The organism is Solwaraspora sp. WMMB335 (assembly GCF_049179075.1).
Taxonomy (GTDB): domain Bacteria; phylum Actinomycetota; class Actinomycetes; order Mycobacteriales; family Micromonosporaceae; genus Micromonospora_E.
This window is the reverse complement of sequence record NZ_JBMHMF010000001.1, coordinates 1,293,882-1,313,275: the sequence shown is the minus strand read 5'-3', so window position 1 is coordinate 1,313,275 and position 19,394 is coordinate 1,293,882. Positions and strand designations below refer to the sequence as shown.

Here is a 19,394-nt window from a genome sequence, read left to right as displayed (position 1 = left end):
GTGTGGCCCGGCGGACACCGGTGGTGGGGGGTTACGGCCCCTCGGGTGTCGGGTACACCGCCAGCATGGCCACGAAATCGCAGCCCAAGAGGGCCAGAGGGACCGTCGGTCACGCGTACAGCGCGTTGAATCTGCGACTGCTGCTGGCAGGCTTCGGGCTGGTCGTGTGCACGGCGTTGGGTGTCCTGGCCTGGCGGGCCGGGCTGATCGCCGGCGCGGTCATCCTGTGGGTGTTGGCCGTGATCGCCGTGGTCGACCTGGTGGTCGTCCAGCGCCGCCGCCGGGCCCGCCGGCGCGACGATCCGGCCGCGAAGTACTCACTGTTCGAGTGAACCGAGCCGCCCGACGGCCAGGGCCGGGCGGCTGCCGGAGCACGGCGGCCGACGGACTGCTTCCAAGGCGACAGTGGCTGCGGCGGGATACTCCATCACTGCTCCTGGATGATGTCGATGAAGGATGGAAGCCTGGCTCGGATGGCATTCACCCGCGTTGTTGCGACGGTGGCGCGGTAGACGCACGCACCACCAGCCGCGTCGGTAGGAGGCGCGAGACGGGCGCTGGTTCGCTCGACAGCAGCAGGTGGATGGCGCAGGCGCCCTTGTCCACGTGCGGCTGGCTGATCGTCGTCAAGGCTGGTGTGGCGGCGGCCGCCGCTGGCACGTCGTCGAAGCCCACCACGGACAGTTGCCGCGGGACGTCGATGCCCATGCTGCGTGCTTGAGCGATGGCACCAAGGGCGAGGCGGTCACCCATCACGAGGAGCGCCGTGGGCCGGTCGGCCCGGTCGAGAAGTGCCCCGGCCGCCGACGCGCCGTCCTGCTCCGATACCCCGTCTGCGGCGACGACCGTGACCTGGGCTCCTGCGGCCAGCACGGGTGCCAGACCGTCGCGATATCCCTGCAGCCGTGCTCGGTTGGCGGCGTAGGCGGTGGCTACGGTGAGTCCTTCCTCGACCGGTCCCGGCGGACGATCCGGGCTCAGCCGGAAGCAGATGACACCGATCCGACGGTGCCCGAGCGCGGCGATGTGGGTCGCTGCGGTGCGGGCAGCTGACGAGTCGTCGATCCCGACGAACGGCTTGCCGGCCGTGATCGGCGCGTCCAGCCCCACCACAGGCAGCCGTCGGCTTCGGATCAGCTCGCGGCGCGCCGGCTCAAGCGGGTCGCAGAAGGCGACGAACCCGTCGACCAGGGCAGAAGAGACGATGTCGGGGTGCGTTGGCTCGGCCCTGGGGACGAGAACCAGCGACGACCCGTGCTCGCCGCAGGCGCGCGCGACGCCGGACATGGTCAGCTGCGCGGCTTGGTCCTCGAACAGGTACTGCAGCGGCTTATGCACGATCAGACCGACCGCACCGGTCCGACCCTTGCGAAACGTGTTCGCCAACGGGTCGGGGCCGGCGTACCCGGCGTTGCGAGCCGCCGTGAGGATGCGCTGGCGGAGCTCCTCGCTGAGCTGATCAGGTCGGTGGAAGGCGTTGCTGATGGTCGCCTGACTGACCCCGAGCGCCCGGGCGAGATCCCTCATCCGGGGCCGTGCGGGAAGTGACATGAGCGGGTCCTGCCCTCCCGTCTGCGCTCTGATACGTATAAGTTAGCCCGAGTCCCACCGGAAAGGAAGCGTGATGCGACGCTGGGTGATGTCTGTGCGAGCGGCGCCGCTGTGCGCCTTCGCCGTCAACGGCGGGGTGTACGGCAGCTTGCTACCCCGCTTCCCCGAGATCGCAGACCGGGTGGGTGCTTCCGAGGCGGCCTTCGGCGCGGTGCTGTTCGCTGCCGCGCTGGGCGGTCTATGCGGTTCGCTGGTTGCGCCGCTGGCAGTTCGGGCCGCGGACGAGGTCGTGGCGACCGTGGCGGTCGGCTCCGCGTTCGTGCTCTTGGCGGTCGGCGTGGCCTGGGCTCCCGAACTGCTCGCACTGGGTGCTGCCTTTTTGGTTCTCGGCGTGTTCGACGGTGCCCACGACGTGACCATGAACGCCCTGGCGGTGCAGGTGCAGCAGCGACTGCGACGCCCGATCATGGGCCAGATGCATGCCGTCTGGTCGATATCGCTGACCGCGGCCGGTATCCTCGGGGCAGCGGCCGCAGCGCTGCGCGTACCCGTTGACGTGCACATCGGCACGGTCGCTGCTCTCGCGATCGCGGCACAGCTGGCCATGTTCGTCGGCTGGCGGAACATCGGCGGCGTGTCTCCTGCCGACGGCGGTGCCGACGCCCAGCCGACGTCGGTCCGCCGGCCGCGAGAGCGGCCGCAACTGCGCGTCCTGCTGGCTGTGCTGGGGGTGGCGGCCTTCGCCGCCAGCTACGTCGAGAGCCCGGGGCAGGAATGGACCGGCCTGCTGCTCAGCCGGGGGTTCGACGCTGGCGCGGGATTGTCGGCGGCCGCTCCGGTGGTCTTCTCGGCAGGTCTGGTCGCGTCACGTCTCGCTCTGGACGCTCTGCTGCTGCGTTGGAGCGCGGGTGCCGTCGCAGCCTCGGCCGGGGGAATGATCGCGCTCAGTATGGTTGCCGGCCTGATGATCGTCATGGTCGGCGGTTCGGCGTGGTGGGCTCTTGCCGCTGTCGGCGGCGCCGGACTCGGCGCGGGGGTGGTGTTCCCGCTTCTGTTCGGCGGCGCCGACTACCTGTCGACACGATATGGCATCGCGCCAGCAGCCACGGCCTCGATCATTTCGGCGCTCTCGCGGGTCGGGGCGATCAGCGCACCGGTCGTGGTGGGCTCGTTGACCGGATTGATCGGACTGTCCATGGTCTTCGTGGTGATGGGGCTGGGTGGCCTGCTGGTGTTGCTGGCCCTGCCCAGGGCGGCAGCCGGTTCGTCCGGTCGTACAGCCAGTCGGCGATCGCCGTGATCACCGTGGGACCGACCGGCCAGAGAGCCGACCGCGCCGCAGCGGGCAGCGGCCGGCCCTCAACGGCAGATCAGGAACAGGCCACCCCGTTGATGGTGATCAGTTCCGGTGCCGGGTTGGCGCCACCGGCGGTGGTGGCGTTCAGACCGAACATCGCCGTCTCGCCGGGGTCGAGCCGGCCGTTGTAGGTCTCGTTGTGGGCCGTCACGGTCGCCCCGGTCTGGGTGACCTGAGCCATCCAGGCTTCCCGCAACCGTTGGTCACCGGTGAAGGCGAACCGGACGGTCCAGCCGTTCACCGTCGTGTCGCCGGTGTTGGTGATGTCGACCTGCGCGGTGAAACCACCGCCACCGGCCCAGCTGCCGTAGTTGATGTACTCGGCGTGGCAGCTCAGCGGCGCCGGCGCGACGACCGCGTCCTCCTGATCGGCCAGGAACGAGGCGATCCAGCTCAGCGCCGAGTTCCAGTTGATCGCCACCTCGTTGGTCGCGTACGACTCGATGTCGTCGACGTAGCAGAACATCGGCGCGCACCCGGCCAACAGGTCGCGGGCGAACGGGTCGTCCAGGCTGGCGTTGGCACCGCCGGCGATCGATCCGGCCGGAGGAATCGGCAGGCTCGGGTCGAGCTGGTTGCCGAAGATCCGGCTGTGCTGGTTGCGCGGGAACACGGTGCCCCAGCCGGTGACGTACGAATGGTTGAACGCGTTGCGGCCGAAGATGTAGTCCATCGCCTGCACCGCGCCGTCGCGGTAGCCGACGTCCCCGGTCAGATCGTACGCGGTGGCCAGCACCACGGCGTTGTTGATGAGGTTGCTGTTGGCGCCCCAGAAGTAGCCGCCACGGTGGCCGGGCATCGGCAGGCCGTACGCCTGGCCCGCGATGGTGGCCAGGTACTCGTCCGCGGCGGCCCGCACCGAGTCCCGGATCCGTTCCCGGTCGGCCGGCACCAGCCCGTTCGGCACGGTGGCCAGGTCGAGCCGGCCGAGCGCGGCGGTGCTGCCCCAACCGAAGCCGGTCGGACCGAACACGTCGTCGGTGTGGTGCGCCGACGCGGTCACGTCGGTCAGGTAGGTCTGCTCGCCGGTGGTCAGGTAGAGCTCGGCGGCGGCCCAGTAGAACTCGTCGCTGACGGTGCCGTCACTGTACGAACCGCCACCGTTGCCGTCGTTCGGGTCGGCCAGACGGTCCGGGTTGGCCTTGGCCGCCGCATACGCGGTCTTCGCCGAGTCGAGGCACCGGCCGGCGAAGTCGGTGTCGTACGGGGCGAACAGCCGAGCGCACTGGGCGGCCACCGCCGCCAGGTTGAGCGTGGCCGCGGTCGACGGTGGGTGCAGCTCCCGCAGCTCGGGGTCGTCCTCGGGCTGCAGCGGCAGACCGGTCCAGTTCCGGTCGTGCATCTTGTGATGGGCCATCCCGGCCAGCGGCTCGCCGGCCGGCACCTGCATCCGCATCAGGAACTCCAGCTCCCACCGGGCCTCGTCGAGGATGTCCGGCACGCCGTTGTCCCGCTCGGGCACCCGCAGGGTGCCATCGCCGAGGGCGTCGCCGCCGTCGGCGCTCGGCGCGGTCTTGGTCCGCTCGAACGCGCTCAGCAGCTGGTAGGTGGCGATGCCGCCGTTGACCACGTACTTGCCGTGGTCGCCGGCGTCGTACCAGCCGCCACGGACGTCGAGCCGGTAGTCGCACCCGCCGGGCTGGCACGGTACGTCGGTGTCGCCCTGGTTGGGTGCCACGCCGAGGTGGCCGGCCGGGCGGGCGTACTCCTCGCCGACCAGGTCCCCGTCGATGGCGATGCCGCTGCGCTGGATGTAGAAGAACTGCAGCGCATCCGAGCGCAGTTGGTCGTAGACGTCACCGGAGATGGCGAACGGATAGCTGGTTTCACCGTCGGCGACCAGCGTGAATCCGGTCCCGGTGCCCCGGTACGTGGAGAAGTCGACGCTGTGGGTCTGCTCACCGGAGGCGGTGTCCAGCCCGCGTACCGTGCTGGTGCCGCTGGCCACGACGGTGCCGGCGGCATCGTGCAGTTCCCAGCCGAGCGGCTCGGCGGCATCGGTCACGATGGTGGCGTTCTTCGGCCCGCCGGGCAGGTAGCCGACCTGGTTGACGCGCACCCGTGGACCGGTGTCCGGCACGTACGGCGGTTCCTCCTCGCCGCCGCGCAGCGAGACGTTGTCCAGGCAGAAGGTGTACTCGGCGGCGTTGCCCCCGACGTGGAAGGCGAGTTGTGCCCGCTCGGTGTCCTCGGTGGCGACGAAGGTCGCCTCGACCCGCGACGGTTCGGCGCTTAACGCCAGGTCGCGGCTGAAGTACCCGGTGTACGGGCTGGCACCGAGCTGCACCACTGCCCGTGCGGTGGCCGCCGGCTCGGCGGATGCCTCGAACGCGATGGTGTACTCCTCGCCGGCGATCAGCGGCAGTCCGTCCTGCAGGATGCCGGCGTCCCACGGATTGGCCAGGCCGGCCGGAACCACCGCGCAGAGCCGTCCGTCGGTGACACCGGTGCCGCCGGTGCCGTAGCTGATCCAGCCGTTCGTGCCGTTGCCGAAGTCGCCGTTGGTGATCTGTTCGGGCCCACCCGGCGGCGGTTCGACACTGTCGTCGCTGATCAGCGAGACGTCGTCGAGGCACAGTGTGTACGCCTCGGCGCCGCCACCGAGCTGGAAGGTGAAGGTGCCGTCCGGCGAGTCGAGGCTGGCGGTGAACTCGTAGCTGAACGTTTCGGCGGCGGGGCCGACACCGACCTCGCGGCTGAGTACCGTGGTGTACGGTGCCGCGTTGAGCTGCACGTTGGCCCGTACGGCGGTGGCCACGTCGGTCGACGCGGAGAAGACGAGACGGTAGCTCGCGCCATCGATCAACGGGATGTCGTTGTGCCCGATGCTGGCGTCCCAGGGGTTGACGGTGCCGCCCGGTACCGCGGCGCACAGCCGCCCGTCTGCGGCGGTCAGGGTGACGTTTTCGGTCGCCCACCAGGGGTCGGCGCCGTTGTCGAAGGTGCCGTTGACGATGTGCTCGCGTTCCTCGGCGTGGGCCGTTGCCACGGTTGCCGCGGTCAGCGCGAGAGCGCTGGCGGTGACGCCGGCCAGCAGTGTGACGGTCCGTCGTCGTCTTGATCGGGTCACGAGGATCCTTCCGGTGCGTGGGGTCCGGGGGAGGCGGTCATCATGTGTAGGAAGCACCATTGGGAGCGCTCCCATTGACCTCAGCTGATGTTGCCAGGGCGTTACCGGAGTGTCAATCGTGACCGGCCGATGGGAGTGCGCGTCCCGGATCGGCGGGCAGGCGCACTCGGTAGTCGGACCTCGGTGATGTCGGTGAGTGACGATCCGTGTTTGAAATTGTGTCCGTTATATCCTTTAGATTCACTCATGTGGGTATACTGCGGCAAAATCTCCGGGCCCTTCGGCATCTCCGTGGTCATCTACTAGAGACTTTTCTGCCCACTTCCTGGCAGGCTGCCAGCCATGACCCTGAAGCTGCGCTCCGCGGCGGTGACCGACCGTGGCCTGATCCGGAGTGGAAACCAGGATTCGGTCCATGCCGGCGACTGGCTTATCGCGGTTGCAGATGGTATGGGAGGGATGGCTGCCGGGGATCTGGCCAGCAAGATCGCCATCGAGACGATCGCGCCGCTCGACGTTGCGGTAGCCGACGACCAGTTGGTGCCGAGGCTGCAGGAGGCAGTCGACGCCGCCAGCGCGCGCATCCGTGCGGCCGTCGACGACGACCCGGCCCGTGAGGGGATGGGGACCACGCTGACCGCGTTGCTGTTCGCCGGTTCAGGGGCCGCGATCGCGCTGGCACACGTGGGGGACTCGCGGGCCTACCTACTGCGCGGAGGCAGCCTGGAGCAGGTCACCCGTGACGACACGTTCGTCCAGTTGCTGGTCGACGAAGGCGTGATCACCCAGGAACAGGCCGCCAGCCATCCGCGTCGGGCCGTGATCACCCAGGCGCTCCAGGGCGACGACGTCAACCCGGCTTACCGGGTTCTCGAACCGCAGACCGGAGACCGCTGGTTGATCTGCAGCGACGGATTGTCGAACGTGGTCCGCGCGGAGAGCATCGCGGAGGTGCTGGCCACGTACGCGGATCCGCTGGCGGGGGCGCAACGCCTGGTCGACCTGGCGATCCGGGCCGGTGGCCCGGACAACATCACGGTGGTGATCGGCGACATCGCCGAGGTCACCACCTGAAAACGACGAAGGTGTGGCGCGGGGTCGCCCCACGCCACACCTTCGTCGGTGTCGGATCGTCAGTACGTCGCCTGCAGTTGGTCACGCAGCCTGGTCAACGCCCGGGCCAGCAGCCGCGACACGTGCATCTGGGAGACACCGATCTGGTCGGCGATCTGCGACTGGGTCAGGTTGCCGTAGAACCGCAGGGTCAGGATCTTCTGCTCCCGTTCGTCCAGGCTGGACAACGCCGGACCCAGCGCGACGCGCAGCTCGGCGAGCTCGTACTCCCGGTCCTCGGTGCCGAGCATGTCGGCCAGTTCGGTGGCGCGCTCGCCGTCGCCGGTCGGGGTGGACAGCGACACCGCGTTGTACGCGCGGGCACCCTCCAGCCCTTCCAACACCTCCTCCTCGGTGATCTTCAAGTGGGCGGCGATGTCGGCCACTGTCGGCGAGCGGCCGAGGGTCTGCAGCAGGGTGCTGTTCGCCTCCGAGATGCTCAGCCGCAGCTCCTGCAGCCGGCGGGGTACCCGGATGTCCCAGGTGCGGTCACGGAAGTGCCGCTTGAGCTCGCCGATGATCGTCGGGATGGCGTACCCCGCGAAGTCGACGCCCCGGTCGGGGTCGAACTTGTCGATCGCCTTGATGAGGCCGACCGCCGCGGTCTGCGCCAGATCGTCGGTCGGCTCGCCGCGTCCGCTGTAACGTTGGGCGAGGTGCTGGGCCAGTGGTAGCCATGCCTCGATCGCCCGGGCTCGCATCGCCTCCCGGGAAGGGTGGTCGGCGGGCAGCACCGCCATCGCGTTGAGCAGGTCGGTCGCGCTGTCGGCAGGCGCTGCGGCCTGCTGGCCGAGGGCGGCCGTGGTCATGGTCTGGCTGACTGTCGCCGGCTCGTGCACCGGGCGGTGTCCGGTCAGGGTCGCGGTCATGGCGGTCCTCCCTGCACCTCGTCCGTGAATATGGAGGGTGTGCGTTCAGCAGTGCCTGCTAGAGTCTTTCGGCCTTTAACGTTAGACCTGTCGGCCATCAAAAAGCTAGCCGAAAGTACGATGTATTTAACGCACATAACCTGGCATTTCGGACATCGCGCAATGCGTCATTGCATTGCTTGCCGCCTCCGGGTACCCGTTCGAGGGTCACCGAAGCGCCACCAACGCATGGTGGTCGTCGACCGGCAGGTCTGTCGGCGCGATCGCTGATACGGACATCTGATCCATGCTTCCCTGACCGCCTATGATCGTCGCGAAGGCGACATCGGTCGCGTCCCGTCCGGTGGCGATCCGGACCATGCTGGCCCGGGGGGCCAGCCGGGTAGCGTCCCAGACGTACCACCGGTCACCGACGGCCGCCTCGGCCACCAGATGGAAATCCATCGGAGACAGCCCGGGAGCGTAGACCGCGGCCACCCGGGCGGGGATGTCCAGGGCCCGGCACAGCGCGACGACCAGATGGGCGAAGTCGCGGCAGACACCCGCCCCGGCCAACAGCGTCTCGGCGGCGTCCGTGCTGGGGCCACTCGCCCCGGCTGTGTACGCCGTGTGCTCGTACACGTAGTCGCAGATCGCCCGGACGGTGTCTGCGCTACTGCCGTAATGGCCGAAGTGCCCGGCCGCGAAGCCGCCGAGCCGGTCCGACGGGCAGTACCGGCTCGGCCGTGCCCAGACCACCCGGTCCAGTACGGTCACCTCGGCCGGCGTGACAGGCCCTGGAACGGCCGTCGACGACCGGTAGTGGATGCTCAGTCGCCCGGCCGGGGCACGCAGCAGATGCTGTCGCCCGCCCGCCGCCCAGGAACCGGCGATTTCCTCGGCGGCGGCGCCCTTGCCGTCGGCTCTCTTGCCGTCGGCTCTCTCTCCGTCGGCGGTGACGATCAACCGGGCATCCGGCGACTGCCGATACGCCGTCACCTGAAGCACCACCGTGGCGGCCGCCGCCACCTCGTACACCAAGTCGCAGCCGACGGAGCCGGCAGCAGCCATCCGATCACTCATGGCCTATTGATACCCAGCCGACGCGGCCGGCCCAACTGGCGAAAAATCTGCCGGCGGGGCTCAAGGCCACGCCGGCACGCGAACAGAGGTCGGGTCGGGAGCGGTCGGTCTCAGGCGGAGACCAGGAACACCCCGAGCACTCCCAGTATCACCATCACCAGTACTGCCAGCAGTAGACCCTGCTCGCTCTGGACCGGCTGGCCCGAATAGGTCTGCTGGGGATCCGGGGTGACGATTTCCGTGCTCATCGTGCCTCCTCAGCCTGCTGCTGTCGCTGGTCTGACGCCTACTGCCGTGTTGGTCTGACAATGACGGTAGGCAGCCGGCGACGTCAGCGAATCCCGAACCTGTGCCACCTACGGTGTCCCGTGCGCCCTCCGTATACCCGCCATCACCGCACGAAACACCGCGACCGGGCAGCGGATGCTGTCCGGTCGCGGTCACACGGGAGGTGCGGGCGGCGTGGTCATTGCATGGCGTAGCCCGCCGACGGGTTCATCTGCTGGAGCACCTGCCGCGCCTGCTCGGCGAACTGGGCGTCCACGGCCACTCCGTACTGACTGGCCTGCAGCAGGCTGCGGGAGGAGAAGTCCCGCCGCCCACCGGTCATCGCGTGCGCGACGGCACCGAACACCGCACCCCACACCGCACCGATGACCAGCGCGGTGATGATGATGCCGAACCAGTTCACCACCGCGAAGATCCCGACGAGCAGGCCGATGAACAAGCCGAACCAGGCACCGGTGCCGGCGCCGGCCAGTGCGGCCCGTCCGATGGTGAGCCGACCGGTCACGTCCTCCACCAACCGCAGGCTGGTGCCGACGATCGCGCTCCGCTCGACCGGGAACTGGTGGTCCGACAGATAGTCGACCGTCCGTTGTGCCGACGCGTAGTCGGGAAAGGTCGCTACCGTCACCGTCGCCTGGGACTGGTCGGTGGCACCTGGTACGGCCCCCGGAGTCGTGGGATACCCGGCAGGACCTGCCGGGAAGTTGGCCGTGTCGCCCAGCGTGCCCGGCGACGCGGCGTCGGTCCGGATAGTGGATCTCGTCATCTTGGCCTCCTTCCCGGTGCTGAGTGCCCGCAACCGTGCGGTGGTAACCCGATCCACCGGGACGCAACGCGCGCTACGGGGTCCGGCCCCTGCCCGACGATGTCGGGCAGGGGCCGGACCAGGGGCGGCCGACCGGCGTACGCGGTCGTTATCCGCTGGCGCTAGCTGCTGCAGGCTGCGCCGTTGAGGGTGAAGTTGGTCGGCGGTGGGAGGCTACCTCCGCTGTAGGTGCCCTGGTATCCGATGCTGACCGTCGCCCCGGAGGCGAGCGAGCCGTTCCATGCGGCGTTGCGTACCGTGACCTGGCCACCTGACTGGCTCCACACGCCGTTCCAGCCGTTGCTCAGGCTGGTGTTGGAACCCCCGTCGAACACCAGCGTCCAGCCGCTGATCGCACCGCCCCGGTTGGTGATCCGGATTTCGCGGGTGAATCCGCCGGTCCACTGGTTGGTGCTGTAGCTGACGCCGCAGGTGCCGGCGGGCGGGTTCGTCGTAGGCGGTGCGGTGGTCGGTGGCGGGGTGGTCGGTGGTGCGGTCGTAGGCGGTGCGGTGGTCGGTGGTGCGGTGGTCGGTGGTGCGGTCGTGGGTGGTGCGGTGGTCGGTGGCGGAGGGGTCGTCGGTCCAGCGGCCAACGCCAGCTCGTACGCCCGTTGCGGCACGAACTGTCCGGCGCCGGCGATGCAGCCGTCCGCCTCGCCCGGCAGCTTCACCCACAGGTACGCATCGATCTTGGTGTCACCGGTGCTCGTGGTGCTTGCCGTGCCGATGGCCCGGCCCTCGGGGTCGCACCACTCCGAACCGAGCGGACCGTTTCCGTTGCGGCTGGTGTCGATGACTGCGGTCAGCTGGTTGGCGCCGGTCGCGTTGATGACCGCCTTGACGTAGTTGGTGACCTCGCTGGTGCTCCGGTAGTTGGAGACGTTGCTGGAGATGCCGTCCGCGCTGTTCGCGACGTCCGCCCCGACCAGCAGGTTGGCCATGGTGGCGGGAGCGTGCCACGCGGAGTGGCCGGCGTCGAAATAGACCTTGGCCTGCGTCGAACCGGCCTTGAGCGCCTTGCCCGCGTACGCCATCGACGCCCGGACCTCGGCCTGCTCGCCGGCGTCCATGCAGGTACCCATCAGGGCGAGTACGTCCGGCTCGAGCACGATGTACGCCGGCCGGCCGCCGAGCCCGGCGGCGACCTGGTCGACCCACTGCCGGTAGGCGCTGTGGTTGGGCGCGCCGCCGCCGCTGTGGTTGCTGCAGTCACGGTTCGGGATATTGTAGACGACCAGGATCGGGATCTTGCCGGCGGCGGCTGCGGCGCCGACGAAGGCATCGACCTCGGCACGCACCTCGCTGGGGTTGTACTGGGTGAACCAGCGGCCCTGCGGCACGCTGGCGATCCGGTCGCGGATCACCGCTGCCCGCGAATCGCCGGGGTTCGCCGCGACCCAGCGCGCGGCCTGGGTGTCGGGGTCGACGTAGAAGACAGAATCGGCTGCCTCGGCAGCGCGGGGCTGCAACAGCCCGACACCTACCGCGGCCACCGTGAACGCCATGACGGCGGCGGTACCGACCGCGGTGAGCGCAGATTTCCTGCGCATCGCTGACTCCCTCCGGGTAGGGACGATATATTGAGAGAGCTCAGTGGAAGCGCTCCCATGGATATCGACTACCGTACGGGTGTGTTGCCGATATGTGAAGAGGCTGTGACGCCAGCAGGGGTGAATCTGACAGACAGTGAAATATCAGTACGACTCGGGGCGAAGGCCCCGAGTCATGTCGTGCGCCGAATGCCGGTCACGGAACGGATCACGCCATGGGTGCGCGGAACTCGGGGAGCAGGGCGATGATGCCGAACGCGGCCCCCTGCGGGTCGGTCAGCTGTGCGTAGCTTCCCGGTCCGACCTCGACCGGCCCATAGCTGACCTGGCCGCCCAGCTCGCGGCAGCGGCCGACCGTCACCGGACAGTCGTCCACCTCGAACGTGGTCCGCCAGTGTGCCGGCACCTGCGGCGGGTAGAGTTCGCCCATCTCGATGAGCCCTGCGATCTCGCGGCTGCCGTCCAACCATTCGCGGTAACTGTCCGAGTCGCTGTAGATGCTTGCCCTGGTCGTCCATCCGAAGAGCCCGCCGTAGAAGTGGGCGGCGCTCGCTGTGTCCCGGACCGCCAACTCGTTCCAGCATGTGGCGCCGGGTTCGCCGGACACCTGGGCGCCGGGGAAGGGACCTCGCTGCCACAACCCGAAGACAGCTCCCTGCGGATCGGCGACCAGGGCGCCAGCGCCCCGGCCGGGATAGCCGGTGGGTGGCTGCGCCACCTGCCCACCGGCACCGGTGATCGCGTCGACGGCGGCCGGCACGTCGTCGGTGGCCAGGTATGTCAGCCAGGCCGACGGCTGCTGATCGGTTACTGTGGGGGCGAGCCCGGCCACGGCCATGTTGCGCAGGTGGAAGTCGACGTGACCGGGGGACGCAGGGCGGTCGACCGGCTTCCAGGCGAACAGCTCGTGATAAAACTCGATCGAGCTCGCGGGGTCGTTACTGACAAGCTCGGACCAGCACGGAGTCCCCGGAGCGTAGCCTCTGATTCGCACCCTGCCGTACCTCTCCGCGTCGTTCATCCCGATCAGCGTGGTTAGCCACCCTACGCTACGAAGCGGCCTGGCGCGGCTCGGCTGAATGGCCGATTTGTCCTTGCTTAGCGTTATTCTGTGGCTACCGGTCCGGCGTGCCGAGGTCGGGCAGCATGATCTCGAACCAGACGGTGGACCCGCGTACCGAGGGGTCCGTGCCCCACGCGTCGCTCAACTGTTCGATGAGCCCCAGTCCACGACCGCGACTACTCAGCGTGTCTGTGCGAGCCCGGCTGACCGTCCCGCGGGTGCCGCTGTCCGACACCGACACCAACAGCCGTTCCTGACTGAGGTCGATCTCCACCCGTGCCTCGGTACCGGCGTGCAGCAACGCGTTGGTAGTGAGCTCGCTGGCACACAGCACCGCCGCCCCGATGACCGATTCCGGTACCCGCCACTGGGCCAACTGGTCTGCCAGCCAATGCCGTACCCGGCTCGGCGCGATCGGCTCGGCGGGCACCAGTAGTCCGGCGGACCGGCTCGGTGCGGCGGCGTGCTCCACGGCCAGCACGGCCACGTCGTCGTCGGTGGTGCCGGCCACCGCCGCGCTCGCCACCGCGCAGAGGTTGCGGGGGTCGCTGGTACTGGTCGCCGCCACCGCCCGCGCCAAATCCGTCAGCCCGGTACCGAGAGCCTGACCGCGCCGCTCCACCACACCGTCGCTGAACATCAGCAGGGTGTCGCCGGGCAGCAGATCGACGATGATCGGTCGGCGGTCGCCGGTCAGCCCGAGCGGCACGCCGGGTGGCACATCGACGAACCGCGCCACCGCAGCTGGCGCTGGCGGCACCGCGGCCGGGGCGGGAGCCAGGGCCGGCGCTGGCGTTGGCGCCCAGCGACGGACCAGGGGCGATGGGTGGCCGGCGCTGGCGAGGGTCAACCGACCGCTGCTGAGGTCCAGTACGCCGTACAGGACGGTGACGAACAGCTCCTCGTTGCGGCTCTCCGCGCCGAGGCTCTGCACCAGCCGGTCGAGGCCGTGCAGCACGGCGGCGGGCTGCGGATCGGTCAGCGCCAGACCACGCAACGCCGCCCGGACCTGACCCATCAGCGCGGCGGCGTGTACGTCATGTCCGGCGACATCGCCGAGGACGACGGCCAGCTGTTCGCCGGGCAGCCGGAACGCGTCGTAGAAGTCCCCGCCGGCCGAGTTGCCGTCCACCCCGGGGTCGTAGCGTGCCGCCAGCCGGAACCTGGGCAGGTCCGGCAGCTGCTCCGGCAGCATGCTGCGTTGGAGCAGTTGCGCGGTGCCGTGCTGGGTCTCGAACCGGCGGGCGCGTTCGGCCGCCTGGGTGATCAGCTCCGCCACGGCGGCCAGCAAGGCCCGTTCGGCCGGTGCCCACTGGTGCGGTTCCCGGTAGCCGAAGGTGATCCCGCCGCGCAACGAGCCGGTGCGCAACGGCAGCGCGGCGAGCGCTTCGACGCGTTCGTCGTGCCGGTCGGCGGCATGCCTGGCGAGCGGTCGGCCCGCAGTGGTGAAGCGGGGCACGCCGGTGCCGCCCACGGTCACCAACGGAGTGGTGGCGTCCCGGGGAAAGCGACGCCACACCGGCGGCAGCCGCTCGTCCGCCTCGTCGAGCAGCTCGCCGCGTACCCGGCGGACCACCCGCCACCCACCGCCGTCGTCGATGCCGATGGCCACCTGGTCGACGTCGAGAGAGGCCAGGCCGTAGCGCAGCCCGACCCGGGCCACGTCGTCCAAAGTGAGGGTGCCCGCCAGCGCCGAGGTCAACTCGGACAGGCCCTGCAACCGGTGAGTGATGGCGCCGCCGGTCTCGGTGGCCACCGAGAGCATGCCGATGATCTTCCCGTGGCTGTCCCGGACCGCGGAATAGCCGCGGGTGAACGCGGTGCGGGCGAGTCGACCGGCGCTCCCGCTGAACGGGGCCACGGTCTCCGACTCGAGAAACGGCTCACCCGTACGGTAGACCCGCTCGACCACGTCCCCGACGCCGGCCTGATGCCACACGTCGGCGAAGACGTCCGCCGCCGGTTGCCCGAACGCCTCGGGGTGCTTGGCACCGAGTAGATCGCCGTACGCGTCGTTGTAGATCATCAAGAAGTCGTCGCCGTAGACCAGCGCCATCGGCACCGGCGAGGCGAGTACGAGTTCGACGATCGCCCGCAGCGACGGATCCCAGGAGGGCAGTGGACCCAGCGCGGTGCCCGACCAGTCGTACTCGTACTGCCGAAGCTGCGGCGGCGGGGCAGCCGGGTTGGACTGCGTCGCGGCTGACCCAGACGGTGCCTCGCCGTCGGCTGCGGCCGGCGGCTGAACCCGCGCAGCCGGCACCCCCGGGGAACTGTCCCGGGTCTGCCCGGCCGTGCCTGTCACGGGTTGCAGCCTATCCGGACGCCGTGCCGTTGGGTGGCGTGGACCGCCCGAGGGTGGGTACCCGGGCCGGCGGTAGGCGATGCAGCGCGTCCGTACGACAGCGAGGCGACGCATCGGTAGACGAGGCGAAGGGGGGACCGGATGTCCTCGACGTACGCGTCGGCGCAGGTCGACATCGGCGATGCGCTGAGCGATATGTGGCGTTCAGTAATACTTTTCGTGCCCCGGGCCATCGCGTTCATCGTGATTCTGGTGGTCGGGTGGTTGATCGCGCGGGCAGTGCTCAAGGGAGTCGACGCGGCGCTGGAACGCGTCGGATTCGACCGTGCCGTGGAACGTGGGGGAGTCGGCCGGGCGCTGGAGCGGACCCGGTACGACGCCAGCGACATTCTCGCCCGCCTGGCGTACTACGCGGTGCTGCTGTTCACGCTGCAGTTCGCATTCGGCGTCTGGGGACCGAACCCGATCAGTGACCTGATCGGCGCGGTGGTGGCGTGGCTGCCCCGGGCATTCGTCGCGATAGTCATCGTGGTCGTCGCCGCGGCGATCGCCACCGCGGTGCGCGACCTCGTCTCGGGCGCTCTCGGCGGTCTGTCCTACGGCCGGTTGCTGGCCACCGCCGCGTCGGTGTTCATCATCGCACTCGGCATCATCGCCGCGCTGAACCAGGTCGGCATCGCCACCACGGTCACGACTCCGGTGCTGATCGCGGTGCTCGCCGCGATCGCCGGCATCCTGATCGTCGGTGTCGGTGGCGGGCTGGTGCGGCCGATGCAGCAACGGTGGGAAGGCTGGCTGACCCGGATGGCGGAAGAATCCCAGGCGGTACGCGACAGCGCCCAGGCGTACCAGGCGGGTCGCGACGACGTCGGGCGGCGGATGGCCGAGCCGACCCAGGTGATCCCGCAGACCCAGCAGGCTCCGGCGATGTCCGGTGGCCGGGAGTCAGCCAGCGGACGCGGTACCGCCGGACCCGGCGCCGGTCAACCGGGCGGCACCATGCCGGGCGGTAGCCGGCCCGGCGGTACGACCCGCAGTTGACGCCACACCCACCTCGACGATCTTGGACTAGTCGTGGGATTGATCGGACAAAAAGTCGCGACTAGTCCAAGATCGTGAGGTACGGGCGAGTTGATCGTGAGGTACGGGCGAGTTGGCAGACGGCGAGCAGCCGGGCAGTCACCCAGTCGGTGCCCGACCAGTCCTGGACGGGCTCGGCGGGCGGCTGCCAGCCGCACTCGATCGCCGCGTCCCGCACCCCCTCGGCGTACCTGGCGAGCGTCACCTCGCTTAGTGGCCGGAAGTCACCCAGCAGGCGGTCCCTGACCGCGGCGCGGTGCTGGTCGACCTCGGCCAGCAGGCCAGGCCGGGCGGCGATTGCCGCCAGACCAGGACCGCCGATCGTCACCTGCAGCTCGTTGAGGGCGGTACGTGCCGAGCGGATCGCCGACGGCGCGGCCAGCAGACCACGCGCAGAAGTGCCGAAGGGGGTCACGATCGAAACGCAGGCTACTCGACCCGGCGGTCGGCCTCGGCCGGCCGCCGTCGCATGGCGTCGTCCGCGAGGATGACCGTGGCCACCATCAGCGCGACGCACACGCTGAACAGCCAGGAGCCGTCGGTGAGCAGATAGGCCGAGAGCGGAGCCTGAAGCGCGGCCAACACAAAACCGAGCCAGGCGAAGCGTCGCTGGCGCGTGCTGAGGAATCCAGTGGCGGGACGCATCCAGAAAGTCTCGCGCGCCAGGCGCGGACCGCCGTCAGCCGATCGGCCGGGGATGGCTGTCCGATCCGTCGAGAGCCAGTCGAACACGGCCCGGCCGGTCGACTCGGTGTCGGTCGGTGCGGCTGTCGGTCGGTGCGGCTGTCGGTCAGTGCGGTCCGTTGCGGCCGGTCGTCGAGGGACGGTAGGCCCGATGCGGATCGCTCGCCCGGTGGGTACCGCCCCGGTCGGCGGGCTCAGGGCCGTTGCCGAACTCTTCCTCGGCTCCTGCCTCGTTACCCGTCACGTCGTCGAATTCGCCATCGAGCGCCGCCGGGGCGACGGCCCGGTCCAGATCACGCAGGGGTAGCCGCTGCTCGTCGCGCCACACCCCGTCGGTGGATTCAGTCATACCGGTTGGCGTACCCGGGCCGACACCGGACAAACCAGCCGCTCGCCGGCCCCGCTGCCCGTCTTCAGCGGCGGGTGTCAGCGGACGGTGTCAGTGGATGCGTCGGCGGTCACGGCTGCGGCCGGGGAACCTCGCCGCGCCAGGCGCCGGTTTCCACGCCATGACGGTTCTCGATGAACTCTTTGAAGCGCTTGAGGTCACCCGAGACCCGATGATCGACGATCCCCAGCTTGTCGCCGGCCTGCTCGGCCAGGCCTTCGGGATCGAACTCCAGCTGGGCCGTCACCCGGGTGTGATGGTCGTCGAGCCGGTGGAAGGTGATCACACCGGCCTGCTTCACTCCGCCGGTGGCGGTCCACGCCACCCGCTCGTCCGGGATCTGCTCAGTGATCTTCGCGTCGAACTCCCGGGTCACCCCGGCGATCTCGGTCCGCCAGTGCGTCATCGTGTCCGACACCTGCCGAACCTGGGAGACCCCCTCCATGAACTCGGGGAACTCCTCGAACTGGGTCCACTGGTTGTACGCGGCACGGACCGGCACCGCGACATCGACGTATTCGGTCACTGCACCCATTTCGACGATCCTCCTTACCTGCTGGCCCGCGCGCGGGCGGTCACCAGCGTGTCGTCTCGTTGGCATGGCCGAGGGCGGCCCACACCTCGGAGACCGTCTGGAACGTGCGCCCCGCCGGAAGGTGCTCGATCTCGTCGAGCACGTCGTCGGGCGCTTCGTTCTCCTCGGCGCTGCGGCGCAGCGTCGCCCGGTCTCCGGGCAACGCGGAAAGGTTGATGTAGCGGCCGAGTCGGCTCCGCTGTTCCACCTCTTCGCTGGTCATACCCTGTGGCGTACCGGAACGGTTGTCACCGGCCGGCACCGTGCTCGGCTCCGGCTGGTCCTCGCCCGGCGGCTCCGCCTCATGCCATTCCTCTGCCCGGCCACCGGTGGTGCCCTGCGTGGTCCCGCGGATCTCCTGGGCCATGCTGTCGTCCATCCGGGGGCCGTGCTTGCTGTTGCCGCGTTCCATAGCTAATCGACTACCCGACTCGGGCAGGGCTAAACCCGGACTCGGGCAGGGTTCGACTTGGGCGCCGCTCGGGACCAGACCGCAGCCGGAGCCGGCTGTTCAGGCGGCCGGGGTACGTGGCGGCAGCACCGGGTCGGTCGGATCGGGCTCGCCGGCCTGGATCGCCCGCCCGCGCTGGACCTCCGCGTTGATCTCCACCCCGAGCAGCACCGCGACGTTGGTGAGATAGAGCCAGACCAGGAAGGCGATCACCGCGCCGAGGCTGCCGTAGGTGACGTCGTAGGTGCCGAAGTACGCGACGTAGGTGCCAAAGCCCACCGAGGCGAGCGCCCAGATCAGCAGGGTGACCGCCCCACCGAGCGCCAGCCACCGGACCTTGGGCTGGCGGACGTTGGGTGCCATCCAGAACAGCAGCGACAGCAGCACCATCGCGATGGCGATCAGCACCGGCCACTTGAGCAGATCCCAGGCGGTACGGGGAACCTGACCCAGATTGAGCAGATCGCCGACCGCGTCGGCCACCGGTCCGCTGACGATCAGCATCGCCGCTACCAGGGCGAGCAGTACCAGGCCTGCGGCGGTCAGCCCGAGCTGCGCCGGCTGTAGCTTGTAGAAGGGCCGCCCTTCGGTGACCCCGTAGATGGCGTTCGCGGCGCGGGTGAAAGCCCGCACGTACCCGGAGGCTGACCAGAGCGCGCCGAGCAGACCGAAACTGAGCAGGACGCCGGCCGAACTACGCTGCTCGACGACCCCGTTGACCACGTCGATGAAGGCGTCGTTGCCGACGACGGCACCGGCACCCACGTCGTTGGCGAGATCGACGATGGTGTCGACGGTCCGGTCGCCCTCGGAAACCAGCCCGACGAGCGCGACGATCACGATCAGCGAGGGGAACAGCGCGAGCACGCCGTAGTAGGTCAGCGCGGCTGCCCAGTCCGGGCAGTTGTCCCTCATGAACTCCTTGCCGCTGTTGACAAGTACCGTGCGCCAAGTCGCCAACCGGAGGTCACGCAGGCGCTGCGGACGCTCGGGGCGGGTCTCGTCGACGAGCGCCCCGCGGTGGTGGGTGGCGCTCGCCGAGGCATCCGTGTCCCGCTCCGGCCTATCGGAGCCGGCGGCGGGACCTGCGGCAGGTGTGCTGGTCGGCGGCATGTCAGCTCCCGTTACCCGGCAGGCTGTCTGGGACAAACCTGGGTGCCGGTACGCAGGATAGCGGTGCCGGC

Annotated in this window: 19 protein-coding genes; 4 read left to right on the top strand and 15 right to left on the bottom strand. The window is 69.6% G+C overall.

Translation table 11 applies throughout. The annotated features are described in order from the left end of the window. Window positions 1-65 precede the first annotated feature (65 nt). Window positions 66-332, top strand: a complete 267-nt coding sequence (locus tag ACN27F_RS05165; protein ID WP_421431458.1) for a hypothetical protein — start codon at window positions 66-68, stop codon at window positions 330-332. 148 nt (window positions 333-480) lie between these two features. On the opposite strand, the gene ACN27F_RS05160 is transcribed toward ACN27F_RS05165, so the two are convergent. Next, window positions 481-1,551 carry a substrate-binding domain-containing protein gene (locus tag ACN27F_RS05160; RefSeq protein ID WP_421431457.1) on the bottom strand — a complete coding sequence of 357 codons (1,071 nt, stop codon included), beginning with the start codon at window positions 1,549-1,551 and terminating at the stop codon, window positions 481-483. Between the two features lie 88 nt (window positions 1,552-1,639). Here ACN27F_RS05160 and ACN27F_RS05155 point away from each other — a divergent pair, with 88 nt between their 5' ends. Beyond that, complete coding sequence (locus ACN27F_RS05155) at window positions 1,640-2,851, top strand: hypothetical protein (protein ID WP_421431456.1); 1,212 nt, start codon at window positions 1,640-1,642, stop codon at window positions 2,849-2,851. Between the two features lie 70 nt (window positions 2,852-2,921). Here ACN27F_RS05155 and ACN27F_RS05150 read toward each other — a convergent pair whose 3' ends face one another. Beyond that, the gene (locus ACN27F_RS05150) at window positions 2,922-5,978 is read right to left on the bottom strand and encodes a glycoside hydrolase family 9 protein (protein ID WP_421431455.1); all 3,057 of its coding nucleotides are present in this window, start codon (window positions 5,976-5,978) and stop codon (window positions 2,922-2,924) included. Between the two features lie 342 nt (window positions 5,979-6,320). Between ACN27F_RS05150 and ACN27F_RS05145 the strand changes: the two genes are divergently transcribed. Next, window positions 6,321-7,052: a PP2C family protein-serine/threonine phosphatase gene (locus tag ACN27F_RS05145; RefSeq protein ID WP_421431454.1), complete on the top strand. Its 732-nt coding sequence runs from the start codon at window positions 6,321-6,323 to the stop codon at window positions 7,050-7,052. Between the two features lie 59 nt (window positions 7,053-7,111). On the opposite strand, the gene ACN27F_RS05140 is transcribed toward ACN27F_RS05145, so the two are convergent. The 7 genes from ACN27F_RS05140 to ACN27F_RS05110 all read right to left on the bottom strand — a co-directional run bounded on the left by ACN27F_RS05140 (window position 7,112) and on the right by ACN27F_RS05110 (window position 15,033). Next, entirely contained in the window at window positions 7,112-7,900 is a 789-nt protein-coding gene (locus ACN27F_RS05140; RefSeq protein ID WP_421439984.1) for a SigB/SigF/SigG family RNA polymerase sigma factor, read from the bottom strand. A 267-nt stretch (window positions 7,901-8,167) separates the two neighbouring features. Then, a complete protein-coding gene (locus ACN27F_RS05135) occupies window positions 8,168-9,022 on the bottom strand; it encodes a transglutaminase-like domain-containing protein (RefSeq protein WP_421431453.1) in 855 nt (284 codons plus the stop codon). A 110-nt stretch (window positions 9,023-9,132) separates the two neighbouring features. After that, on the bottom strand, window positions 9,133-9,270 hold the full coding sequence (locus tag ACN27F_RS05130) for a hypothetical protein (RefSeq protein WP_421431452.1): 138 nt from the start codon (window positions 9,268-9,270) through the stop codon (window positions 9,133-9,135). A gap of 218 nt (window positions 9,271-9,488) precedes the next feature. Next, the gene (locus tag ACN27F_RS05125; protein WP_421431451.1) at window positions 9,489-10,076 is read right to left on the bottom strand and encodes a general stress protein; all 588 of its coding nucleotides are present in this window, start codon (window positions 10,074-10,076) and stop codon (window positions 9,489-9,491) included. A 161-nt stretch (window positions 10,077-10,237) separates the two neighbouring features. Continuing rightward, complete coding sequence (locus tag ACN27F_RS05120; RefSeq protein ID WP_421431450.1) at window positions 10,238-11,665, bottom strand: glycoside hydrolase family 6 protein; 1,428 nt, start codon at window positions 11,663-11,665, stop codon at window positions 10,238-10,240. Between the two features lie 208 nt (window positions 11,666-11,873). After that, window positions 11,874-12,686 (bottom strand): VOC family protein, encoded by an 813-nt coding sequence (locus ACN27F_RS05115; protein ID WP_421431449.1) that lies wholly within the window; start codon window positions 12,684-12,686, stop codon window positions 11,874-11,876. 94 nt (window positions 12,687-12,780) lie between these two features. Next, window positions 12,781-15,033 (bottom strand): SpoIIE family protein phosphatase, encoded by a 2,253-nt coding sequence (locus ACN27F_RS05110; protein WP_421431448.1) that lies wholly within the window; start codon window positions 15,031-15,033, stop codon window positions 12,781-12,783. Between the two features lie 141 nt (window positions 15,034-15,174). On the opposite strand from ACN27F_RS05110, the gene ACN27F_RS05105 reads away from it, so the two are divergent. Beyond that, window positions 15,175-16,074: a mechanosensitive ion channel family protein gene (locus tag ACN27F_RS05105; protein ID WP_421431447.1), complete on the top strand. Its 900-nt coding sequence runs from the start codon at window positions 15,175-15,177 to the stop codon at window positions 16,072-16,074. A gap of 61 nt (window positions 16,075-16,135) precedes the next feature. Here ACN27F_RS05105 and ACN27F_RS05100 read toward each other — a convergent pair whose 3' ends face one another. The 6 genes from ACN27F_RS05100 to ACN27F_RS05075 form a co-directional block, all read right to left on the bottom strand. Further along, complete coding sequence (locus ACN27F_RS05100) at window positions 16,136-16,528, bottom strand: DUF6401 family natural product biosynthesis protein (RefSeq protein ID WP_421431446.1); 393 nt, start codon at window positions 16,526-16,528, stop codon at window positions 16,136-16,138. Between the two features lie 14 nt (window positions 16,529-16,542). Next, window positions 16,543-16,845: a hypothetical protein gene (locus ACN27F_RS05095; protein ID WP_421431445.1), complete on the bottom strand. Its 303-nt coding sequence runs from the start codon at window positions 16,843-16,845 to the stop codon at window positions 16,543-16,545. 58 nt (window positions 16,846-16,903) lie between these two features. Continuing rightward, window positions 16,904-17,146 carry a hypothetical protein gene (locus ACN27F_RS05090; RefSeq protein ID WP_421431444.1) on the bottom strand — a complete coding sequence of 81 codons (243 nt, stop codon included), beginning with the start codon at window positions 17,144-17,146 and terminating at the stop codon, window positions 16,904-16,906. 109 nt (window positions 17,147-17,255) lie between these two features. Next, window positions 17,256-17,720: an SRPBCC family protein gene (locus tag ACN27F_RS05085; protein ID WP_421431443.1), complete on the bottom strand. Its 465-nt coding sequence runs from the start codon at window positions 17,718-17,720 to the stop codon at window positions 17,256-17,258. A 40-nt stretch (window positions 17,721-17,760) separates the two neighbouring features. After that, complete coding sequence (locus ACN27F_RS05080; protein ID WP_421431442.1) at window positions 17,761-18,171, bottom strand: DUF2795 domain-containing protein; 411 nt, start codon at window positions 18,169-18,171, stop codon at window positions 17,761-17,763. 99 nt (window positions 18,172-18,270) lie between these two features. Beyond that, window positions 18,271-19,323 (bottom strand): YihY/virulence factor BrkB family protein, encoded by a 1,053-nt coding sequence (locus ACN27F_RS05075; protein WP_421431441.1) that lies wholly within the window; start codon window positions 19,321-19,323, stop codon window positions 18,271-18,273. Between the last annotated feature and the right edge of the window lie 71 nt (window positions 19,324-19,394).

What these genes read in the sequence shown, in the direction of transcription:
- ACN27F_RS05165 (WP_421431458.1), top strand. Translation starts at nt 66, where the DNA reads ATGGCCACGAAATCGCAGCCCAAGAGGGCCAGAGGGACCGTCGGTCAC.
- ACN27F_RS05160 (WP_421431457.1), bottom strand. Translation starts at nt 1,551, where the DNA reads ATGTCACTTCCCGCACGGCCCCGGATGAGGGATCTCGCCCGGGCGCTC.
- ACN27F_RS05155 (WP_421431456.1), top strand. Translation starts at nt 1,640, where the DNA reads ATGTCTGTGCGAGCGGCGCCGCTGTGCGCCTTCGCCGTCAACGGCGGG.
- ACN27F_RS05145 (WP_421431454.1), top strand. Translation starts at nt 6,321, where the DNA reads ATGACCCTGAAGCTGCGCTCCGCGGCGGTGACCGACCGTGGCCTGATC.
- ACN27F_RS05140 (WP_421439984.1), bottom strand. Translation starts at nt 7,900, where the DNA reads ATGACCACGGCCGCCCTCGGCCAGCAGGCCGCAGCGCCTGCCGACAGC.
- ACN27F_RS05135 (WP_421431453.1), bottom strand. Translation starts at nt 9,022, where the DNA reads ATGAGTGATCGGATGGCTGCTGCCGGCTCCGTCGGCTGCGACTTGGTG.
- ACN27F_RS05130 (WP_421431452.1), bottom strand. Translation starts at nt 9,270, where the DNA reads ATGAGCACGGAAATCGTCACCCCGGATCCCCAGCAGACCTATTCGGGC.
- ACN27F_RS05125 (WP_421431451.1), bottom strand. Translation starts at nt 10,076, where the DNA reads ATGACGAGATCCACTATCCGGACCGACGCCGCGTCGCCGGGCACGCTG.
- ACN27F_RS05120 (WP_421431450.1), bottom strand. Translation starts at nt 11,665, where the DNA reads ATGCGCAGGAAATCTGCGCTCACCGCGGTCGGTACCGCCGCCGTCATG.
- ACN27F_RS05115 (WP_421431449.1), bottom strand. Translation starts at nt 12,686, where the DNA reads ATGAACGACGCGGAGAGGTACGGCAGGGTGCGAATCAGAGGCTACGCT.
- ACN27F_RS05105 (WP_421431447.1), top strand. Translation starts at nt 15,175, where the DNA reads ATGTCCTCGACGTACGCGTCGGCGCAGGTCGACATCGGCGATGCGCTG.
- ACN27F_RS05090 (WP_421431444.1), bottom strand. Translation starts at nt 17,146, where the DNA reads ATGACTGAATCCACCGACGGGGTGTGGCGCGACGAGCAGCGGCTACCC.
- ACN27F_RS05085 (WP_421431443.1), bottom strand. Translation starts at nt 17,720, where the DNA reads ATGGGTGCAGTGACCGAATACGTCGATGTCGCGGTGCCGGTCCGTGCC.
- ACN27F_RS05080 (WP_421431442.1), bottom strand. Translation starts at nt 18,171, where the DNA reads ATGGAACGCGGCAACAGCAAGCACGGCCCCCGGATGGACGACAGCATG.
- ACN27F_RS05075 (WP_421431441.1), bottom strand. Translation starts at nt 19,323, where the DNA reads ATGCCGCCGACCAGCACACCTGCCGCAGGTCCCGCCGCCGGCTCCGAT.